A 19581-nucleotide genomic window follows, 5' to 3' on the forward strand; every position below is an offset into this window, starting at 1 on the left:
TGTTGAAGGGGACACGCTGTTTTTAATTTGCTAGTTAACTTTTTTTTTCATTACAGATACGGTACAACGTGAAATACAGATGGTTTCTCCTTCTTCATTCGTTAGTTCAATATGCCAAACCATTGTGGAGCGCCCTTTGTGAAAAGGAGTGGCCGTGGCAATAAGTAAACCGTCAGCCATAGTACGAATGTGATTCGCATTTATTTCCATACCAAAGCAAACATGAGTATCCTGATCAATGTTAATAGCTGTAGCAATGGAGGCGGCTGTTTCGGCAAGAACAACAGAAGCACCACCGTGGAGAACCCCATAGGGCTGATGCACATTTGGTCCCACTGGCATTGTCATAACGACTTTATCAAGGGAAACCTCCTTATATGTAATGCCAAGGTGCTCAATTAAGGTATTCTTCGCATGCTTGCTTAGCTGTAAAAGTTGGTCGTCAGTAAAAGTAGTCATGTCTAGCCTCCATTCAATTAATAAAGCGTTTACATTTAAGTATACAAAACATTGCTCTATGAAGAAAGAGGTTAAACGATTTGGAATTACGCACCAATAAGTTTCAATTGATTCGATCAAGAGCGATTGTGAAAAAACCACAAGAATCTCGAAACATAACAGACTCGTGAATTCACTAAGGGAGTCGTTTTATAGGTAAGGCCTTAATCTTTTTTGTAGCAAGGTCATCACTGTGAAGGAATGCTGTTTTGTTCTAAGGGAGTGTACAATTCATCTTACGGTAAAAAAAGAAAGGTGAACAGCCTTCATGATATGCTCTCTCCAACGTTATCACTTCAGTATCAGAGTGGCAGTTCATAGGGCCAATTCGCCTTTCGTTCCGTCACATACTTGTATGCCTAATTACCGGCTACAGTATTTTCTAAGATGGTAATCGTTCCGTTTGTTCCATCGACTCGTACATTCGCGCCGATAGGTAACGTTCCTTTATAATAATTATGTGCCGATTGAACATTCGTAACAAGAGGTTTGCCTAAAGGTACAATAAAGGCATCAATTAAATCTTGGTAACTTGTATTATAGGATACTGGACAATCCGTACATGTACCCATCAGAATAGCTACACAATCCTCAAATTTTCCTGCTGCTTCTAAGTGAGCTAAATAGCGATAAATCGTATTCGTTGCTTCGTGTGTATCTTCAAGGAAGATCACTTTTCCCCTCGTGTTTATTTCATAAGGTGTGCCTAACGAATCAACAAATGACGTTAGATTACCTCCAACTAGTTCACCTGTTCCAACTCCACCGACCTTCCCTTGTAAGGGTATTCCAGGCGGGTTAAGGAATCGGTAGGGGGCATTGCCGTTCATAGTCGCTGAAAAGAATTGATCAAAATTATATGAAGGGGTACTATCACGAAAATCAATCAGAAGTAACCCTTGAAACGTAATAAGGTCTACATACTGGTAGATGGCATTTAAAAGGATCGTTATATCACTGTAGCCAGAAATAATCTTAGGATTATCACGAATTTCTGTGAAATCAAGATAAGGGATAATACCTGCGACGCCTACACCTCCTCGCGTCGGCAAAATCCATTTTACGTCTGGGTTTAACACCATATTCATAAAGTCATTCGCTCTACTCTCAGCAGACCCAGCTAAAAACCCTGTTCGATTGAACACGCTCTCTCCTAAAAGGGTGTTAAAGCCAAGCTGCTCCAAATAATCAACCCGAGTACGAATGGTGTCAGCTGAAAGTGGGCTACCTAACGTTACAATTCCTACCGTATCACCTTGATTGAGTTGCGGCGGCGCAATGCTCATGTATTGTTTCCCCTCCTCGTATCGCTTCTATAATGAAGTATATGGATAGAGAGAAGAAATAGACAGACAAAATCAGGTTATGAAAGCCTATTTTGTCTTTTGCGGAAAAAGGGTGTATGACCATGAATAGATCATATCGGCGACAAAAACAATTCCCCATATCATGGAAATACTATAAATGGTTTCATTAGGGTAAGGTGTAGCATCAATAGGTGTATCACCGTTAAGCCAGGACCAATTTTGAAGATAAGAAAAGGCTTCGAGGATTGATTCTGTTCCTAATGAAAAGAAAATCATTTGTGCACTTAAGAAAACAACGATATGAATAAAAGCAGTATGTCGATAGTGCTTTGCTTTGTAGAATGGGTCTTTTTGTTTTTCAGCTTTGCGATTATCGTCAGCTGTCAATAGATTTACTCCACGCCACTGACCAATTTTTTTCTTCATCCAACGATCAAGTTTTCGAAAATCTTGATACCCAAAAGTAATGGCGTAAAGAACAAAGATGGTAATAATAATCTGTAGAGAGGAAATTTCTCCTGTTTCTCGATAAAGTAGCCAAGCCAGTATCGCTTCTAAAATAGTCATAAGAATAAATAAAAAAATAAAGGTGGTGCTAATCGTTTTACGGTTAAACCAATACCGTGTTAAACCGAATAACAGCAAACAGAGTAAAGAGAGAACCTCTAAAGTAATAAAAATAATTCCTCCATAGTTCAAAAATACATTCATTCCCAAATAATTCCTTTCATGTTGTTAACCAACCTTTCTCATTTGCTTTTTGCGCAGCTTCAAATCGATTCGTTGTTTGTAATTTTTGCATAGCAGTAGATAAATAATTTCGGACGGTACCAATAGACAGAAAGTGTTCTTTTGCCATCATTTCGGTCGTTTTTCCAATCAAAATGGACGATAGTAGTTGTTGTTCCCGCTCTGTTAGAGGATTGTGTTGGAGTTGAAACAACTGCTGGTGAAGCGCTTGTGAAATAACGGTATCGCCCCTATACACCCGACGTATGCCATCAACAAGGTCTTCAATCGCTTCATCTTTTAGCAAATAGCCATTTACACCAATCCGCATGGCAGATTCAATATAGCCTGCACGAGAAAAAGTGGTAAGTAACGCAATTTTACCGTTAAAACCGATGTCTTTCAGTTTAGCTGCTGTTTCAAGACCTGTTCCTTCTGGCATTTCAATGTCCATCAAGAGAACATCTACCTCTTGAATGATGGGAGATGCTAGTACCTCTTTTCCTGTCCTAGCTTGACCAATTACGTTCATATCGGTCTCTAAATGAATGAGAGAAGTTAACGCATCCCTCAGAATCGTTTGATCCTCAGCAATAAAAATTCGAATCATAGAGCGTTCCCTCCTTTATCAATTATAGGCAAGAATAGCGTGATCGTAACACCACTCCCTGTAGTATGTTGATTCCATTCGCTTCTCCCATTAACGAACGCCATTCGTTCTTGAATAGATTGAATACCTGTGCCATCAAGATCTCGTTCTTGCGACATTCCAACGCCGTCGTCTTTTATTTCACACGTCAGGGTAGCATCTTTTAGTGAAAAATGGACATGAACGCGATCGGCTCGACTATGCTTGTAACAATTTAACAGAGCTTCTCGAATGCTAAGCGCTAGCATGGATTCCGTTACTTCTGATAACTGGGGAATGGAGTGCTGACCAGTAATGAAGTAGTTGATATAGGTTCCTTTGAAAAGGGATTTACCGTGCTGTAGTTCATCTTGAATGCGTATGTGCTTTAATTCTGAGACTACCTCCCGTACTTGTTTAGAAGCACCCTTTATTTCCTCAAGCACAGCTTTCATTTCAAGTTTTGCTCGTTTCGAGTCTTGATCCATTAGTCTTATGGCTAGCTCACTTTTAAATTTAATCACAGCCATGGTATGACCAAGCGTGTCATGGAGATCCCTTGCTATTCGGTTTCGTTCTTCTTCTTTTATTAGAGACTCGATTTCTTTATTTACAACAGCTAGATCCCTCTCCAAACTTTGTGTACGCTTAATCATTCGAATAACGTATGGTAATGCAAGCTGAAGAAAGAGAAAGGGGAAGAACATGGTTGTAAGAAAAGCAAAAGGATCCCCATAGGAAATGCTAGATACAGTTACATAACTCAATACCAATCCGATTTGGGTAAGCAAAACATAGGGTGTAATCTTTACATTCCCGCTGGCATCTGAAAAAACAAATAAGTAAATAAGCAAATTGGGGGTTGTTTGAATAGCTAAAAAGGTGAACAGCAAAATGCCTAGCAAACTACTTAGAACATGTAGCCACTTCTTGAAGTTCAATGTGATAACGTATAAGAAGAGGATGAGGATAAAGGCAAGTAGTCGAATGAAATAAGAAAGTTCAGACTCAGCTTGAAGCAAGATAAACAATAAAAAAGCAAAGACACTTAAGTCCAAAAAAAATAGTTTAAGCTGATTACGTGGATAAAAAAACAAAAGCAAGCCATCCTCTCTCGGTCATGATTAACTCCTTTTAGTATAGCTTGAATATAAGTGTAGAATGTAGCTTTTACCGATACTAGACATGGCTGTCATCAAAAATAAATGACAACTGTCATTTTGGTTGTTGAAATGAATGAATGTTATGAGAAAATAAAAACAAAAACCTTGTTGAACAAATAGGTCAACAAGGTTTACGAAAAGTATATGGGGTCAGAGATAAACGGTTCATGCTTGATGAAATGGCGATCTAAAAAGTTTAATACACGTTCCTCGTATTCATTTTCAAAATGAAAATAACTACGGATATGTCCGCCTTTTTCCGGTAGCCAAAGTTCGCTTCCTGAAGCACTCCGATGAATGGCTTCGGATTCCGAATACGGAATGGCTCCATCTTGCATTGAGTGAATAAGAAATAACCCTTTATCTTCTGGATACGACTGAGCGGCGTACAAAGGAGTTACGTCAGTTGGATTAAACCCAGGGACCATCACACCAATGGCACGGGTCGTTCCTGTTGCAAATGATTTTGGTAGGCCAGTCCAGTATTGAAAACTTTCAGCAGCATACTCACTTAAGTTGGCAAAGGGAGAGTCCGCAATTACCGCCTTCACTTGTTCAGACTCTGCTCCTGCCATAATCGAAGTGACAGCGCCCATAGACCAACCCATTAAGGCAATATCCTCGATTTCGTATGTTTCACTTACATAGTCAATGGCGCTTAATAAATCTGTCTTTTCATTACCGCCAAATGTTGTAGGTGCTTGCTCAGACATACCTGAATTTCGAAAATCGAACATAAACACGTGGTAGCCTTCTTTATTTAAACGACTGGCTAATTGCAGGGGACTAAACGGCATTTCAGTACGATTGTATCCATAACCGTGAGCAAAAATAACAGCTTTATCCGTATTAAAAAGGGAATTATGCTCAGATGGAATCCACCAACCACTTAATGAAATGTGGTCAAATTTATTCGAGAATTGAACTTCCTCATAGGCAAGGTCGTAATGACTAGGATTGCTTTCAAGGAGTCGAATTGCTGGATTCGTTGCTTTATAGCCAACGAACATAAGTGCCCCAGCCAATAGGACGAGTAAAGCCGCAAAGGTGGTGACAGCGTTCATTAGCCAACTTTTGAAATTGAGGCGTTTCTTCATCCTTTCCACTCCCTAGGTGTAGTTCGTTCTTTAGATGGTTTAGAGATAACCAGTTTACTAGTTTGGATTGTAGCATTATTATACGTGCTACGAAAGTTGATTACAAATGCTATCAAACAAATCAATTGTGAGAGAACCTGCTTTCTAGCGATAAGAGCGTGAAATTACAATTTAGTAACAAGAAGAAATGGAGTGAACGATCCGATGAATCTTCAAGAAAGTACGAAAAGACAAGTAAATGATAACAAAAAACCTAAGCACAACATACAGGAAAAGCCGGCTCAGCAGAACCGATCCAATCGAACAACTCAACAGGGGTTGAAATTAGAAAGACTTCGTCAAGATCACGAAACAACATTGTATCAGTTTGAACAAACCAATCGCACTTATTTTGAAACGATGGTACCGAGTAGGGGAGAAACCTTTTATCAAAAAGAAGCCTTTCGTAAAAGCTTAGAGGAACTGATAAAGGAAGAGGAAAGTGGGCAAGGCCTTTTCTATCTGATTTTCAATAAGGAAGGAGCACTTATTGGCCGTCTTAATCTAACGATAAATGGTGAAATGGCAGATGTAGGGTATCGAATAGGAGAAGCTTTCTCAGGTCGAGGTTATGCGAAAAAAGCCCTTGCGCTAGGAATAGAAGAAGCGCAGAGCCATCCTTATTTACAAAAAGTGACAGCAAAGACGACTTCAGCTCATGTAGCGTCTCAAAAAGTGCTAGTGAAAAACGGGTTTCATGAAATAGGACGTGACAACGAATCATTTATGTGGAAAGGAAAGGCACAACAGTTTGTTTACTATGAGCGATCAGTCATCTAGCTCAAGTCGTCTAAAAAAAATGGATGGGCTCGTTACGTTGAACGAACCCATTCGTCAATGATGGTAGGAAGGTCACTTAGCTCACTATTACTATGAGTGACACCGTTTAGAAAGTAGAACGTTGAAGGGTCAATAGTTGTTCTAGGGGGTGAATGAATGATAATCGGCTTATTTGTTGCAAGAGCAAGCCCTAATTCCACATGGCTTCCTTTTCCGGCAGGTAACAGTAGGATAAAAAAACGAGCACGTTCAACAGCTTGCTTTTCAAGCTCGCCGATCGTTTTTAACTCCTGAGCTTCTGAGGCACGCTGATGCTGAGTCCAATCGTATGTTTGTGTATAGCCAAGTTTCTGTAATGAAGTAGCTAGCGTGCGGACAGCTTCCACGTTTCGAAACGATGATGCAATGTAAAATGTCATCAAAACACCCTTTTTAAACTAATTTTAGCTGTCGTCGTAAAGGACGTCAATGTGGAAAGGTTTGATTCATCAGATCATTACAAACTCATGAAGACTGCCAATAAATAGAACGAGGCACATACGTATAGCCTTCCATTAACCTCCGAGACGTTCGTGCAACTGCAGCTTGCTTAATGATTGGCTCTTCATATTCTTGTTCTTCCACTTTTGCTGAAAAGCCCATCGTGCCAGAAGGATGACCAATCGTTATATTGGAGGATGATGTAGTGTGATTCACATCTGCTACGACAGTCCCTTTCAACTGTGAGGCAATAGCTGTGCATAGACCACCGGTAACAGGAAAAGCATGATGCATTTTTTGCATAGACATGGCACGGCTAACAAATGAAATCCCTTCTTTTCGAACCATTTGATTGGTTGTGGTTTGATACGCACATGGTTCATGAACTAAGATCAGCTTGGGGCTTGCCGGTGTAACCGCTGTTGCTTGATCTCTCTTTTGGACAAATCCGAGCAATCTGGCACCCTCGCTTCGAATTTCTTCAAGCTGGTGAAGTTGCTCGACGGTTAATTGTGACGGCAGTTCAGTTCCCTTTAAACCAATGGATTGTGCATGTAAAAAAACAACAGCGGTCGTCACATCGAGTATACTTACTTCGACATCTCCATATGAAATAGAGAGCGTGTCTTTCCGATTGCCAGTTGGAAACAGCGAGCCTGTTACAGCTCCTGCTGCGTGCTCAAACTCAAGCAAAATCTGGGCTCCAGTACCAGGAACACCGTCAATGGAGAAATCCCCTGTAAAAACGGATCGTCCATTAAAGACAGGAACATGGGCTATGATAACTTTATTTGTATTCGTGTTATAGATGCGAACCTTCGTAATCGGTTCGACTGGAGGAACTAGCCCTTCATCGATGGCATAAGGACCAACCCCGCTCAAAATGTTTCCACAATTTGTCCCGTAATCAATTGTCTTTGTGCCAATCCCCACCTGTCCAAATGTATAAGCAATATCAGCATCCGCTCGTGTCGAGACGGATACCATTGCGAATTTGCTTGTTAAAGCATCTGCCCCACCTAATCCATCTATTTGACGCTCGTCATTTCCATAGATAGAAAGAATGACTTGATCACGCACAACGGGATTGCTAGGTAATTCATGTTCTAATATATAGACACCTTTACTTGTGCCTCCTCGTATGATGGCTGCACGGATACGTTCAAACTCTCTCACATCTATCACTCCTTAAAAACCTAGAATATTTGTTGGCCAATAAACGCCGAGCAAGCTGCTGGCAGTGGAAATGGCGACAAGCACACATACTACAGAGATAATCGTTTTCCACCAAACCATCGTTGTTTCGATGAGCAAAAAGCTAAGAATAAACAAACTGGTTGCGATAAACATACCAAAGACGTAAATAACGCCAATATAACCAACAATCCAGCCGATGTATCGTAACGGTTTAATAAAAGAAATCCGTTCATGCTCGGTGCGATTTTTATTGTAGTGAATGAGTAAAACGATAAGATAAATGATGGACAAAATGGTTCCAGCCACCGACACATAAAGTGGAAAGAATTGTGCTAGTCGAGAAAATCCTAAAGCGAGAATAGCGGCACTACCAAAAACGATGCAGAGAAATAGCGTAAAGATAATGTTCAAGATGTCTTTATTCATAGCGACATATTTCCCCCTTTTGACTCAACCGATTTACTAAACCGTTTCATTAACATTCCTCCGGTTAAGAGGAAAGCAATAACAATGCCAATGCCTATAACAATAGGGTTTGTAAGCCATTCCCAACCATAGCGCTCAATGGAAATCCAGTAGTATCTTTCAGCTGAAATCGCAAGTACGAACCCAATTAGTAATGGGGGCCTTGGCCAGTCTAAAATGGTCATCATATAGCCTAGAAGGCCAATAGCGATAAAGACGATAATATCGCCCCATGAGAAATTAGACTGATAAGCACCTAGAATAAGCAAGACAAGTAAAAACGGCACAATCTTTTCACTCGGAATAAAACTAATTTTGGATATAGGTCGTATTAAAGCCATGCAAAGTAACGCCCCGAAAATATTTGCGAATACAAGTGTCCATACAATGGATAAAGTGACAGGCAAGTCGGCACCAAGCATTCTTGGACCAGCTTCTAGCCCCATAAGAGTTAAGCCACCTAAAAGGATGGCGGTTGTCCCTGATCCAGGTATTCCAAATAATAGGGTAGGTACTAAGGAGCCTCCTTCTTTCGCATTGTTCGCACTTTCTGGCGCAATCACTCCTCTTATATCCCCTTGACCAAATGTATTGTTTTTAACGGTTTTTTGGGCAGCACCATAAGCAATCCAGTCGACAACACTACCTCCAAGACCAGGAACAAATCCAATTAATGTGCCAATAACGGCACTACGAAAAACTAAGAACTTATTTCGAAGAGAGTCCATAACGCCTTTCATAATCCCGCCTTTGATGGGTCGATTGCTCGTAATGCTTCCTTTACTTGAAAGCATTGTGATCATAATTGGAAAAGCGAAAATAGCAAGAGCAACCACAGGTAATGAGACACCGTTTGATAAATACAAAGAACCAAATGTATAGCGGTATTCGGCAACGGCAGGTGCGCTTCCAATGGAGCCTATCAAAAGGCCGAGTAAGCCAGAGATAATGCCTTTAATTGGTGACTTTCCGGCGAGTAATCCAGCCATACTTAGGCCAAGCATCGTTAACATAAATAATTCTGGAGAGCTAAAAGCCGATATTAATGGGCGGGCAAAAGGGATCATTAAATATAAAGAGATGCCACCTACAACTCCACCTACCATTGAGCAAAAGAAGGATGCTCCCATAGCTCTAGAAGCCTGCCCTTGTTTCGCTAAAGGGTAGCCATCCATAATCGTTGCCTGAGAACCTGACGTACCAGGGATACCAAGTAAGATAGAAGGAAATGTATCACCAGTGTGAACAACGGCGACCATACCGATTAACAAGGCCATACCAACAAAAGGATCTAATCCGAATACGAAGGGAAGGAGCAAAGACATTCCAACGGTTCCGCTTAATCCTGGGAGTAATCCGACAAAGATACCAATAAAAATGCCTAAGAACATAAAACCAATTCGTGATGGGTGCAAAACAATTAGTAACGCTTCCCAAGCAGCCTCTAGCATGAACAGCACTCCTTTTATAGACGATTAACATCGACGTCATAATTTTCTAACAAAAATTGTCGTACCCAATTAACTGTACTCTCGTTGACGTCTAGCATCGCGTTAATGCGATCTTGTAAATCGTCTCCAATAAACGGTTGATAGTTCTCTAATATTTCTTCTGATTGCGCTTGAAACTGTTCATCTTCTATTAATGAAATCATGGAGGAGTGAAGCTCTTGTTTATGAGCTTCTGGTGCATCATCATGAACCCAAACCGCCTTTTGTAAAGTAAATCCGGCACCGACAAATTGTTTATATGCTTCCCATGCTTCACCAGTAGGAACTTCATCATGTAATTCAATATACAGCTCTTCAATGGTAGGTAAATCAGGGAACTGAGGATCGCGGATAAGATCGCCATTTTCATCAATTTGACCAAGACTATAAAGGGGAACCGCTCTACCCTCTTCAACAAGCGGCACAACATTTCGGTTGTAGGCAGTTGTTGTCTGATAATCAATATTGCTTTCTCCTTGTTCAAAAGCTACACGTGAAGGACCTTTCCCTTCATAGCCAAGCACAGCTTTTACATCTAAATTTAGGACTTCGAAAGAAAGAAGGGTGATAAGATCTAAACCAGTTGGAGACATTCCTGCATAAAAAAGTTCTCCTGATGTCTCAACAAGTTCATGCACACCTTGAGAGGCTTTTTCTGGATTGGTGTAAACAACGCCACCTGATGGAGAGCCAATAATCGGCGTCATATTCGATAAATCGTATTGAACCGATCCTTGACCGAGAATATAAGGAATATGGGACGATCCACTCGTTGTTAAAATGTTTCTGCCATTTGGTTTACGAGTTTGTGCATATTCGTTCGTACCTGTAATGCTTCCTCCTCCAGGGATATTCTCAACTTGAACACGAGGAGAGCCACTAATATGTTCCGAGAAATAGGGGGTCATAAACCGAGCAAATACATCTGTTCCTCCTCCAGCTTGAAAGGGAACAACAAAGGAAATAACACGATCCTCGTATAAAGAGCCGGTTGTTGTTTGTTCACTTGCATCGTTTGCTTCAATGGTGTTGCACGCGGTAAAGAATATGCAGGATGAAAAAATAAAAAATGATAGGTGTTTTGTCTTCATAGCTGTAACCCCCTTGAATTGGTTCTTGAATCGAATTGTAAGCGATTGCAAAACATAAGTAAAATAGTTGTATTTTATAAAACACTATAAAATTTTTCTATGAGCGGTATAATGAGGACAATTTAAAAAAGGAGTGAATGTGGTGGATCAAAAAGATTGGCATCTTATACATGAGCTTTATAAGAATAAAAATATTACAAAAACAGCTGAAAAATTATTTGTTTCACAGCCATCGATTAGCTATCGATTAAAACGCATTGAGCAAGATCTTGGGGTTTCGCTTTTTTTTAAAACAAAAAAGGGGATTGGATTTACATCAGAAGGCGATTATTTGGCACAACAAGCACGTGAAATGATTCAATCGTATCAACAAATGAAAGATCAACTACTGAATATGCAAAATGAAGTGAGTGGTACGTTAAGAATCGGTGCCTCTAGTAATTATGCACAATATTTACTTCCACAAATGTTGAAAGCGTTTTCCGATCAATATGAAAATGTCCGTTTTCAAGTTCGGACAGGCTGGAGTACCCAGATCCTTGATCTGTTGCAAAATGATGTTGTTCATGTAGGTATTCTTCGTAATGATTTTTCTTGGCCTGGTATTAAGTTGCTCTTGAAAGAAGAACAGCTCGCGCTTATATCAAAAACGAAACTAAAAATAGAAAGTCTTCCGATGCAACCGTATTTAAGTTATCGAACGGATACTTCACTAACGGAGTCCATTAAATCTTGGTGGAATGACCGCTTTGAAGACCCACCCTATACAGAGATGGATCTAGATCGGTTTGAAACGTGCAAAGAGATGGTGAAACAAGGGTTAGGATACTCTATTGCTCCAATGATTTCTTTATCTGAAAAGGATCAACTGTACATTAAACCGTTACATTTTAAAAACAAGAAGCCTGTTATTCGCCGTACTTGGTTGCTTGCTAGTGAAGAGGCTTCAAGATTAGCGGTTGTGGAGCGCTTTATTCAATTTATACAGACGATGGAGATAGATCATAAATAAATTTTATTGGAAATGCAAAAAAAATGATATTTTATTTCATGACCTAACGCTAGTAAGCTAAAAGCATGAACGAAAAAGAAGGAGGTGCTGTCGTGCTTACGTTAGGTGTATTGCACGGTGATGGAATTGGCTATGAAATTGTTGAATCTGCAAAAGCGATTGCTTCCGCGGCTGCCTTGCATGCGGGAGTAGCTGTTCAATGGAAGACGCTACAAATGGGTGAAGAAGCGATTAAACAATTCGGAACAAGTATGCCGGATGAAACGATTGCGCACCTATCTGAATTAGAAGGCTGGTTAATGGGTCCACACGATTCACTTTCCTACCCAGCTGAATTAAAAGAACTTAGAAATCCAAGTGGAGAGCTAAGGCATCATTTTGATTTATATGCCAATATAAGACCAATTCAATCAAGTCCATTTGTACGTGGGATGATTGACAAAGCCGATCTTGTTATTTATAGGGAAAATACAGAGGGTTTTTACGTTGATCGAAATATGTTCCAAGGAGTAGGAGAAATGATGGTGACCCCAGATGTTGCTTTGACGACAGGGGTGTTTACTAGAAAAGCAATCGAACGAATTGCCCATGCGGCGTTTCAAAAAGCTCAGCGCCGACGTAAAAAGGTAACGATTGTGCATAAGGCAAATGTAATCAAATTAGGGAGCGGGTTCTTCCTGTCTCTTTGTCGGGAAGTTGGTAAGCAGTACCCTGACGTTAAAGTGGATGATTATCATATTGATGCGATGTGTGCGCACTTAGTTAGACGTATGCCTGACTTTGATGTAATTGTCACAGAAAATATGTTTGGGGATATACTCTCAGATTTAGCAGGTGAACTTGTTGGGAGTTTAGGCTTAGCAAGTTCCATTAATGCAAGCGCTTCAAAAGTGATGGCACAAGCTGCACATGGTTCGGCACCTGATATTGCCGGTAAAGGTATCGCCAATCCAATTGGCATGATTGAATCTACTGCATTATTGTTTGAATGGCTTGGTGAGAAACAGAAAGACCATGGTTTACAGTTACTGGCTTCTATAATTCGCGAGTCAGTAACAGCCACATTGAAAAAGGGAATAGCAACACCTGACCTTGGAGGTCAAGCGACGACAAACGAATTTACCGATCATGTAATAAACCTCATGACAGAAGGGAAGATATGTAAATGAATATAATTCATCAGAAACAACAATGGCCAGTCGTAGTAGTTGGCGCAGGGAACGCAGCTTTATGCGCAGCGATTGCCGCAAAAGAAAATGGTCAAGATGTACTCGTTCTTGAGCGCGCGCCGAAACAAAAACGAGGCGGCAACTCTTATTTTACTGATGGTGCAATTCGAACCGCATATGGGGATTGGCATTCCTTAAAAGAAGTATTGTCTGATGACATAAAGGTAGAAGATCGATTAATTCAAATGCCAAACTACGGAACAGATGAATTTATGGACGATCTGCAACGTGTGACAGAAGGACAAACCGATTCTCAATTGGCACAACAGCTTGTGACGCGCTCATTTGAGACGATTAAGTGGATGAAACGCAACGGTATCCAATTTGAATTAAACGAAAATCAATATTACATGAATGGTGAAAAAAAGCAGTTCTGGGGTGGGCTCCCGTTAAAGACAACGAATAAAGGTGTTGGTCTAATTTCGTCATTGCTAAAGAGAGTAGAAGAACTAGGCATCTCGATTGCCTATAACGCTCGACTGAAAGATCTAGATAAGTCATCATCAACCCAATTTACATTGACAGTCGGTACTGAGAAGGGAGAAGAGACAATTACTGCGAAAACCGTTATTTTAGCGTGCGGTGGCTTTGAAGCAAATGCAGCAAAGCGTATGGAAGAGTTGGGTGAAGAATGGGAACATGCCATTGTTCGTGGGACGGAATATAATACAGGTGATGGCTTAGAATTAGCTTTAAAACTAGGTGCCGTAAAATATGGTCAATGGGAAGGTTGTCATGCACATACGACGGATTATTTTGCACCGGAGACAGGGGATTTTTCTAAACCTGGTGATATTTACAAAAAATCATCCTATCCATTAGGTTTAATCGTTAATACCGCTGGTGAACGATTTGTTGACGAAGGAGCAGATTTTAGAAATTACACCTATGCCAAATATGGAAAAGAAACGCTGAAACAACCGGAGCAAAAAGCGTTTCAATTGTTTGATGGGAATGTTTTTGGAAATTTACGAAAAGAATATCGGATCGAGGAAGCCTCGGTCTATAAAGCGGATACCATTGAGGAACTAGCTCATAAAATGGGTGTTGACGGAGATGTATTAATCAAAACGATCAATAACTATAATCAAGCTGTACAGCCTGGAGAATACAATCCGGCCATAAAAGATGGCAAAGGAACGAAGGGGATACACCCGGCAAAGAGTAATTGGGCACTTCCATTTAACCAAGCTCCGTTTTTAGCATTTCCAGTTACGTGTGGGATAACGTTTACATTTGGAGGTGTAAGAACAAGTCCAAATGGTCATATTCTTAATCAACATGGAGACGAAATTCCCGGATTATTTGCAGCAGGTGAAATGATTGGAGGACTTTTTTATCATAATTATCCGGGTGGTTCCGGCTTAATGTCTGGTGCGGTATTTGGTAAGCTTTCAGGTGAGCATGCAGGAAAGTATATAAGCGAGCAATCAGTCGAAATCTAGCTTTTACAGAGGCAACTAGCGTTTTATTAGGCTAGTTGCCTTTTTTGATTAACTTGCTATCTATTCATAATGTTGAGATACTAAAAGAGTATTACTTAGAAAGGGAAATACGACATAGAAAATTCTACTGTATAGAGATATTGAGTGGAAAAACAGAACTGAAAAAATGGTTTAAACAGAAATTGTCCGAGTCATTTATCATACGAACCATGTTATCCAAGAGACATACTCCTTCTTTTCTAGTAGAAGAGACCGCTGTGAATCTATTACTAGAGTGAATGCGTGTATGCGTAACGAATTGAGGAGACTATTAAAATTCAAAACACTTACATGGTCACATAGCCTATGGCGAACCATTATAAAAAACGAAACGAGTGGGGGAATAGTGTGTTCCAAGAATTAAATGGATATACGATACAGTTGAAAAAAGCGCATGATTTTAGTTGGTTACAAAGCTATGGAAAGGTCTTTGCTGTCTTTGATCAACAAGACTCTGGCAATATAAGCTTTGGTATCCAATCCGGGCAAAAACGATATTTTATCAAGTATGCAGGAGCAGAAACTATTAACGGTTCGAATACAACATCAGAAGCCATTCAACAGCTAAAAGAAGCGAAACAGGTGTACGAAGACTTGCATCATCCTACTTTAATTACGTACATTGAAGCCATTGAACGACCGAGTGGCTATGCACTTGTTTTTAGTTGGACAGACGGGGAAAATTTACACCCACATTGGAAATTTCCTCCCCCAGAAAAATATACCCATCCTGATTCACCTTTTTATCGTTTCAAGCAATTGCCATTTGAAAAAAAGCGAAAAGCGTTTATACAAATTTTGTCCTTCCACCAAATGGTTGCAAACAAAGGCTATGTATCCATTGATTTTTATGATGGGAGTTTAATGTATAACTTTAAAACAAATACAATGACCATATGCGACATCGATTTTTATTCAAAGACTCCTTATGTTAATAAAAGGGGAACGATGTGGGGATCAACGCGCTTTATGTCTCCTGAAGAGTTTGAGAGAGGGGCTAAAATTGATCAACAGACGATGGTGTATACAATGGGTGCGATGGCATTCGCACTATTTGGAGGCGAGCAAGATCGCTCAAGAGAAAAATGGGATGCTTCAGAAACGCTCTATCAAGCATCTTTAAAAGCCGTGCAAGCGAATAAACGTGAGCGCTTCTCGACAGTTAAAGACTTTCTTACATGCTGGGAAAAAGAATAAGAGTGGATAACCTCTTATTCTTTCTCTTGTTCCTTTTTTTCTTCCAATGCATCTAGACGGGCAAGAATTTGATCAAGCTTCTTGTCAATTTCGTCAAACTCTGGACCGGCGCCTTGCCGCATTTCTAATTCTTTTAATTTCATGCGGTTATTAATCAGGGTAGTGAAAACTGGAAATAGAATAGCAGCCAAAGGGATAAGCACCCACCAAGGAAAATCACCCATGTTGTAGCCTCCTTATTGTATGTATCCTCTATACGGGCTCCATTCAATAATGTTTCACGTTTGGTCAAAATAGTGACGAAGAAATGCTTTAACCGAGCTTGCTGTTTTCATGCCTTTCAGTGTGGTTTCTTGAAGGCCAACCGACTGTTTTGCGAGAATCGGTGACATTCCTGTTAAGATCGTATCTGTACCTACAAGCTGAATAATATCACGTAAGCGAAAAATCCCTTCAACAACGTACTCATCAAATTCCTCTAACCCGGAAACATCGACAATTAATGTTGACAAGTCTTGCTCGGAGATTTCCTTTGTAACGGTTTCAAACATATGGTCAAAGCGAGCTTTCCCAAATTCACCAACCAGTGGGATAACCGCAATGCCATTTACTAGTGGAACAATAGGCGTTGAGATTGTGTCGATCCGCTGTACAGATTCGAAGTAGTTCAATTCTATTTCTTTTTGAACCGTAACGTCTTTTTGAATGCCGATAAAGTATTTTATATCTGGTCGATCAAGGGTGACACACTCAATGTTTAATTCATTCCAAAAATAGCTTCCGTCTTTTCGATAATTTATAATTTCAACCGAGATAGATTCTTCATTGTCTATAGCTTGCCTAATTTGGTTTACTTTTTCTTGATCGGTTTCTTCACCTTGAAGAAACCGACAATTGGTCCCGAGAACATCGGTCTCTTCATACCCGGTCATATCCGTAAAGCCTTGATTTGAGTAAACGATTGGATTATCTTTTTGGGAAGGGTCTGTTACGAGCACACCTACTTTCGTCCGATCTAGCAGTCGCGTTAAAAGCTGAGATTTGTTAAACAAATAGTCCATAAGATTTCCTCAATTCTATTCAGAGTCGATAGAAACTAGTTTCCCGAAAATGAATGATTTAAACAATAGCGGATAGGAAGCACATCGATTAAAAATCATGTAAAATAGAAAAGAATGTTAGTAGAGTGAGGTACTTAAGATGAAAGACTTTTTTCAGCAAGTAAATGTTAGTGCTCAGCTTCCTAAAAAGAAAGCCGTATTTCAACTGAATCGAATGAGAATTGGGGTCCCGTTCTTTTATATAGGCATTTTGCTTATTTTTATTTGTATTCCACTGTTGGTTCAATCGTTTTCAAATAGGGAAGGGGCGTTAGGTGATTTAGCATTACCGATTTACCTAGTCTATTTTGTTTTTGTTTTCTTTCCTATTTTCTCTGGTGCCGTTTATTTGTTGATTGCTTCCATTTCCGCAATCGCTTTGTCAGTAGCAAGATTACTAGATCGAAAATTAACATTTCTAATGATGTTTAAGTTGGCTTCATTTGCTGCTACATTTCCACTTATCGGCTACGGGATTTTACTTGTACTGAATGAATCACTGGCAACACTATGGATTTGGCCAAGTGTCGTCTTTATTTTCTTTATAGTATGCCGGTCCATTTTTTACTATCCAAAGCAAAGAAAAGGATGAGGAGGGGTTGAATGATACTTCAACATACAGAAAATTGGGTGAGACAAAGGCTAGCGAAGGATACAACCGGACATGACTGGTTTCATACAGAACGAGTCAGGAATGTAGCAAAGACATTAGCGCGTGTTGAAGAGGCAGATTCATTTATTGTTGAAATGGCTGCATTGCTGCATGATACGATTGATGACAAACTTGTAGCAAATGAGGAACAAGCGATACAAGAAGTGGTGCATTTCCTAAAAGAACAACATCTAGAAAAAAAGCAAGTGGATCATATACTCGAAATTATTCAGTCGATTTCGTTCAGCAAGGGAATGGAACTACGCACGATCGAAGCGAAAATCGTTCAAGATGCTGACAGACTCGATGCAATGGGCGCAATAGGCATTGCTCGTACGTTTCAATATTCTGGTTCTAAACAGCAAGCCATCTATGACCCGGCAATTGCTGTACGTGAAGAGATGACTAAGAATGAGTACCGTAATGGAGAAACATCAGCGATTAATCATTTTTATGAGAAGTTATTAAAGCTAAAAGACAAATTACATACACATGCTGCAAAGGAATTAGCAGAAAAACGCCACCACTATATGGAACAATTCTTAACACAGTTTAGTCTTGAGTGGGAAGGAAAGGCTTAGAAGAAAGAACGTAGAAGTAGAGCGGTAACAAACGTTAATTGAAATCACATCTACCCAGTGTAGATGTTTTTTCTTGGAAACAAGCAATCATATGCTTGATCCATGGGAAGTGTTAAAGACGGCATCGACATTGTTGAAGCCTAGTGGTTCCATTTATGCAAGCATCCCAAATGTTGGCCATATCACGATTATGGAACAATTATTAAGCGGTACATGGACGTATACAGAATCGGGATTATTAGATAAAACCCATTTTGGTTTTTTTACAAAGGCAGAAATTTATGCACTTTTTGACAGTCAAGGGTTTGACATTATAGCCATTAACCAACTGATGAATACGGGTGAACGGGAGACTCGTTTACTTGAGCGAACGACTGCATTTCAATACATTGTCCACGCTCGAAAAAGGGAATAAGTTGATGCAGTTAACGTCCAGTCACACAGCAGCTAATCAACATGCTATCTATTTTATGGATGGATCCATTTCAAGCGGCTGGCACTACCAGATTATGACGTATCAGGAAAGTCAGTCTGTTCCAGTTCGGTTCTATTGGGATATCGAGGGAACGTTTCAACGAGATCATAGTGAAGAAGTGGGCTTATTTGATTGCGCAAAAACAGATGTACATGTCTTTCCATGCTATATAGCACCACAAACGAGAGGAGGCACTATTCCTCTCGTTTTGTATGGTCTGAAAAGTCTTCTTCTTTTTCTTCACTATGGGCGATTGTTTCTTTTTGTTCTTTTGTATAGCCATCTCTATGATCGGCTTGATTAGGGTCTGAGTGATCATCTCGTTCTTGTTTATCTTTATCACGATTTTGCATCGTTTTTTCTTGAGAGCTCGTGTAGGAACGCTCTTCATTCTTTAAATAATCTGAACGCTGACCGTGCCAAATCAAGTCAAAAATGGCTCTTCCGTTTGTTGGTTGCCCATCTGGTAGGTAAACAGGTATAAGATCAAAAAATACAAAATAAAAGATATAAAACATGAAGGTACTCCAAAACATATTGTCAGGGATGATTTGTGCCGCTAAGAGTGAGTTTACAATCACAGCTATAATGGTGCTTGATAAAATAGGCGACGCGTATATAAACCCATGCCAAAAACGATTTTTTGGGTTAAGCTCCTCATACTCCATCCAACTATACATAAAAAAATAACGGCGTACCTCAATGGTCTTTAATGAGAAAAGCTTGGGACCACTTCCAACGACCAATTTTTTATTTGAAGCTCCTAGTAAAACCGCGGTTAAGTAGTAACCTGACTCACGAATAATGGTTACAATAGGTAAAATAATGATTGCAGACATGATCAACTGTGCAAGGTCAATGAATGTAAACATTATACTGTACTCCTT

The 19581-nt window shown here is 39.9% G+C and carries 22 protein-coding genes; 8 read left to right on the forward strand and 14 right to left on the reverse strand.

Going from position 1 to position 19581, the window contains the following annotated elements:
* Window positions 1-30: 30 nt before the first annotated feature.
* From PQ477_RS12890 to PQ477_RS12915, 6 genes are all read right to left on the reverse strand, one after another.
* A complete protein-coding gene (locus tag PQ477_RS12890) occupies window positions 31-459 on the reverse strand; it encodes a PaaI family thioesterase (protein WP_052007922.1) in 429 nt (142 codons plus the stop codon).
* Window positions 460-857: 398 nt separating this feature from the next.
* On the reverse strand, window positions 858-1784 hold the full coding sequence (locus tag PQ477_RS12895) for a S66 peptidase family protein (RefSeq protein ID WP_060705616.1): 927 nt from the start codon (window positions 1782-1784) through the stop codon (window positions 858-860).
* A gap of 87 nt (window positions 1785-1871) precedes the next feature.
* Window positions 1872-2516, reverse strand: a complete 645-nt coding sequence (locus tag PQ477_RS12900) for a hypothetical protein (protein WP_274272106.1) — start codon at window positions 2514-2516, stop codon at window positions 1872-1874.
* A 16-nt stretch (window positions 2517-2532) separates the two neighbouring features.
* Complete coding sequence (locus PQ477_RS12905; protein ID WP_144558398.1) at window positions 2533-3144, reverse strand: response regulator transcription factor; 612 nt, start codon at window positions 3142-3144, stop codon at window positions 2533-2535.
* Window positions 3141-4259, reverse strand: coding sequence for a sensor histidine kinase (locus PQ477_RS12910; protein WP_274272107.1), 1119 nt, complete (start codon window positions 4257-4259; stop codon window positions 3141-3143). Before PQ477_RS12910 ends, PQ477_RS12905 begins: the two co-directional genes overlap by 4 nt.
* A gap of 197 nt (window positions 4260-4456) precedes the next feature.
* Complete coding sequence (locus tag PQ477_RS12915; protein WP_035394854.1) at window positions 4457-5422, reverse strand: alpha/beta hydrolase; 966 nt, start codon at window positions 5420-5422, stop codon at window positions 4457-4459.
* A 204-nt stretch (window positions 5423-5626) separates the two neighbouring features.
* Between PQ477_RS12915 and PQ477_RS12920 the strand changes: the two genes are divergently transcribed.
* Window positions 5627-6241 carry a GNAT family N-acetyltransferase gene (locus tag PQ477_RS12920; protein ID WP_274272108.1) on the forward strand — a complete coding sequence of 205 codons (615 nt, stop codon included), beginning with the start codon at window positions 5627-5629 and terminating at the stop codon, window positions 6239-6241.
* 32 nt (window positions 6242-6273) lie between these two features.
* On the opposite strand, the gene PQ477_RS12925 is transcribed toward PQ477_RS12920, so the two are convergent.
* The 5 genes from PQ477_RS12925 to PQ477_RS12945 all read right to left on the reverse strand — a co-directional run bounded on the left by PQ477_RS12925 (window position 6274) and on the right by PQ477_RS12945 (window position 10964).
* A complete protein-coding gene (locus PQ477_RS12925) occupies window positions 6274-6660 on the reverse strand; it encodes a hypothetical protein (protein ID WP_035394852.1) in 387 nt (128 codons plus the stop codon).
* Window positions 6661-6745: 85 nt separating this feature from the next.
* Window positions 6746-7897: a 2-methylaconitate cis-trans isomerase PrpF family protein gene (locus PQ477_RS12930; protein ID WP_144558402.1), complete on the reverse strand. Its 1152-nt coding sequence runs from the start codon at window positions 7895-7897 to the stop codon at window positions 6746-6748.
* A gap of 12 nt (window positions 7898-7909) precedes the next feature.
* Window positions 7910-8344, reverse strand: coding sequence for a tripartite tricarboxylate transporter TctB family protein (locus tag PQ477_RS12935; protein ID WP_035394848.1), 435 nt, complete (start codon window positions 8342-8344; stop codon window positions 7910-7912).
* On the reverse strand, window positions 8341-9834 hold the full coding sequence (locus tag PQ477_RS12940; RefSeq protein WP_060705622.1) for a tripartite tricarboxylate transporter permease: 1494 nt from the start codon (window positions 9832-9834) through the stop codon (window positions 8341-8343). The genes PQ477_RS12935 and PQ477_RS12940 overlap by 4 nt, the downstream gene beginning before the upstream one ends.
* Before the next feature lie 14 nt (window positions 9835-9848).
* Window positions 9849-10964 (reverse strand): Bug family tripartite tricarboxylate transporter substrate binding protein, encoded by a 1116-nt coding sequence (locus tag PQ477_RS12945; RefSeq protein WP_274272109.1) that lies wholly within the window; start codon window positions 10962-10964, stop codon window positions 9849-9851.
* Window positions 10965-11106: 142 nt separating this feature from the next.
* Here PQ477_RS12945 and PQ477_RS12950 point away from each other — a divergent pair, with 142 nt between their 5' ends.
* The 4 genes from PQ477_RS12950 to PQ477_RS12965 all read left to right on the forward strand — a co-directional run bounded on the left by PQ477_RS12950 (window position 11107) and on the right by PQ477_RS12965 (window position 15886).
* The gene (locus tag PQ477_RS12950) at window positions 11107-11976 is read left to right on the forward strand and encodes a LysR family transcriptional regulator (protein WP_144558404.1); all 870 of its coding nucleotides are present in this window, start codon (window positions 11107-11109) and stop codon (window positions 11974-11976) included.
* Between the two features lie 65 nt (window positions 11977-12041).
* Window positions 12042-13145, forward strand: a complete 1104-nt coding sequence (locus PQ477_RS12955) for an isocitrate/isopropylmalate dehydrogenase family protein (RefSeq protein WP_274272110.1) — start codon at window positions 12042-12044, stop codon at window positions 13143-13145.
* Entirely contained in the window at window positions 13142-14650 is a 1509-nt protein-coding gene (gene tcuA / locus PQ477_RS12960; RefSeq protein ID WP_274272111.1) for an FAD-dependent tricarballylate dehydrogenase TcuA, read from the forward strand. The genes PQ477_RS12955 and tcuA overlap by 4 nt, the downstream gene beginning before the upstream one ends.
* Before the next feature lie 345 nt (window positions 14651-14995).
* Window positions 14996-15886 (forward strand): protein kinase domain-containing protein, encoded by an 891-nt coding sequence (locus PQ477_RS12965; protein ID WP_052007916.1) that lies wholly within the window; start codon window positions 14996-14998, stop codon window positions 15884-15886.
* A 14-nt stretch (window positions 15887-15900) separates the two neighbouring features.
* Here PQ477_RS12965 and PQ477_RS12970 read toward each other — a convergent pair whose 3' ends face one another.
* Both PQ477_RS12970 and ytvA read right to left on the reverse strand, forming a co-directional pair.
* Window positions 15901-16110: a hypothetical protein gene (locus PQ477_RS12970; protein ID WP_274272113.1), complete on the reverse strand. Its 210-nt coding sequence runs from the start codon at window positions 16108-16110 to the stop codon at window positions 15901-15903.
* A gap of 54 nt (window positions 16111-16164) precedes the next feature.
* Window positions 16165-16947 (reverse strand): YtvA family blue-light photoreceptor, encoded by a 783-nt coding sequence (ytvA, locus tag PQ477_RS12975; protein ID WP_035394841.1) that lies wholly within the window; start codon window positions 16945-16947, stop codon window positions 16165-16167.
* Window positions 16948-17086: 139 nt separating this feature from the next.
* Here ytvA and PQ477_RS12980 point away from each other — a divergent pair, with 139 nt between their 5' ends.
* The 3 genes from PQ477_RS12980 to PQ477_RS12990 all read left to right on the forward strand — a co-directional run bounded on the left by PQ477_RS12980 (window position 17087) and on the right by PQ477_RS12990 (window position 18634).
* Window positions 17087-17578 (forward strand): hypothetical protein, encoded by a 492-nt coding sequence (locus PQ477_RS12980; protein ID WP_144558408.1) that lies wholly within the window; start codon window positions 17087-17089, stop codon window positions 17576-17578.
* 11 nt (window positions 17579-17589) lie between these two features.
* Complete coding sequence (locus PQ477_RS12985; RefSeq protein ID WP_144558409.1) at window positions 17590-18219, forward strand: HD domain-containing protein; 630 nt, start codon at window positions 17590-17592, stop codon at window positions 18217-18219.
* Window positions 18220-18292: 73 nt separating this feature from the next.
* Window positions 18293-18634: a methyltransferase domain-containing protein gene (locus tag PQ477_RS12990; protein WP_274272115.1), complete on the forward strand. Its 342-nt coding sequence runs from the start codon at window positions 18293-18295 to the stop codon at window positions 18632-18634.
* A gap of 254 nt (window positions 18635-18888) precedes the next feature.
* Here PQ477_RS12990 and PQ477_RS12995 read toward each other — a convergent pair whose 3' ends face one another.
* Complete coding sequence (locus tag PQ477_RS12995) at window positions 18889-19566, reverse strand: hypothetical protein (RefSeq protein WP_186370738.1); 678 nt, start codon at window positions 19564-19566, stop codon at window positions 18889-18891.
* Between the last annotated feature and the right edge of the window lie 15 nt (window positions 19567-19581).

This window comes from Shouchella hunanensis, assembly GCF_028735875.1.
GTDB classification, from domain to species: domain Bacteria; phylum Bacillota; class Bacilli; order Bacillales; family Bacillaceae_D; genus Shouchella; species Shouchella hunanensis.

What these genes read in the sequence shown, in the direction of transcription:
- PQ477_RS12890 (WP_052007922.1), bottom strand. Translation starts at nt 459, where the DNA reads ATGACTACTTTTACTGACGACCAACTTTTACAGCTAAGCAAGCATGCG.
- PQ477_RS12895 (WP_060705616.1), bottom strand. Translation starts at nt 1,784, where the DNA reads ATGAGCATTGCGCCGCCGCAACTCAATCAAGGTGATACGGTAGGAATT.
- PQ477_RS12900 (WP_274272106.1), bottom strand. Translation starts at nt 2,516, where the DNA reads ATGAATGTATTTTTGAACTATGGAGGAATTATTTTTATTACTTTAGAG.
- PQ477_RS12905 (WP_144558398.1), bottom strand. Translation starts at nt 3,144, where the DNA reads ATGATTCGAATTTTTATTGCTGAGGATCAAACGATTCTGAGGGATGCG.
- PQ477_RS12915 (WP_035394854.1), bottom strand. Translation starts at nt 5,422, where the DNA reads ATGAAGAAACGCCTCAATTTCAAAAGTTGGCTAATGAACGCTGTCACC.
- PQ477_RS12920 (WP_274272108.1), top strand. Translation starts at nt 5,627, where the DNA reads ATGAATCTTCAAGAAAGTACGAAAAGACAAGTAAATGATAACAAAAAA.
- PQ477_RS12925 (WP_035394852.1), bottom strand. Translation starts at nt 6,660, where the DNA reads ATGACATTTTACATTGCATCATCGTTTCGAAACGTGGAAGCTGTCCGC.
- PQ477_RS12935 (WP_035394848.1), bottom strand. Translation starts at nt 8,344, where the DNA reads ATGAATAAAGACATCTTGAACATTATCTTTACGCTATTTCTCTGCATC.
- PQ477_RS12940 (WP_060705622.1), bottom strand. Translation starts at nt 9,834, where the DNA reads ATGCTAGAGGCTGCTTGGGAAGCGTTACTAATTGTTTTGCACCCATCA.
- PQ477_RS12945 (WP_274272109.1), bottom strand. Translation starts at nt 10,964, where the DNA reads ATGAAGACAAAACACCTATCATTTTTTATTTTTTCATCCTGCATATTC.
- PQ477_RS12955 (WP_274272110.1), top strand. Translation starts at nt 12,042, where the DNA reads ATGAACGAAAAAGAAGGAGGTGCTGTCGTGCTTACGTTAGGTGTATTG.
- tcuA (WP_274272111.1), top strand. Translation starts at nt 13,142, where the DNA reads ATGAATATAATTCATCAGAAACAACAATGGCCAGTCGTAGTAGTTGGC.
- PQ477_RS12965 (WP_052007916.1), top strand. Translation starts at nt 14,996, where the DNA reads ATGGCGAACCATTATAAAAAACGAAACGAGTGGGGGAATAGTGTGTTC.
- PQ477_RS12970 (WP_274272113.1), bottom strand. Translation starts at nt 16,110, where the DNA reads ATGGGTGATTTTCCTTGGTGGGTGCTTATCCCTTTGGCTGCTATTCTA.
- ytvA (WP_035394841.1), bottom strand. Translation starts at nt 16,947, where the DNA reads ATGGACTATTTGTTTAACAAATCTCAGCTTTTAACGCGACTGCTAGAT.
- PQ477_RS12980 (WP_144558408.1), top strand. Translation starts at nt 17,087, where the DNA reads ATGAAAGACTTTTTTCAGCAAGTAAATGTTAGTGCTCAGCTTCCTAAA.
- PQ477_RS12985 (WP_144558409.1), top strand. Translation starts at nt 17,590, where the DNA reads ATGATACTTCAACATACAGAAAATTGGGTGAGACAAAGGCTAGCGAAG.
- PQ477_RS12995 (WP_186370738.1), bottom strand. Translation starts at nt 19,566, where the DNA reads ATGTTTACATTCATTGACCTTGCACAGTTGATCATGTCTGCAATCATT.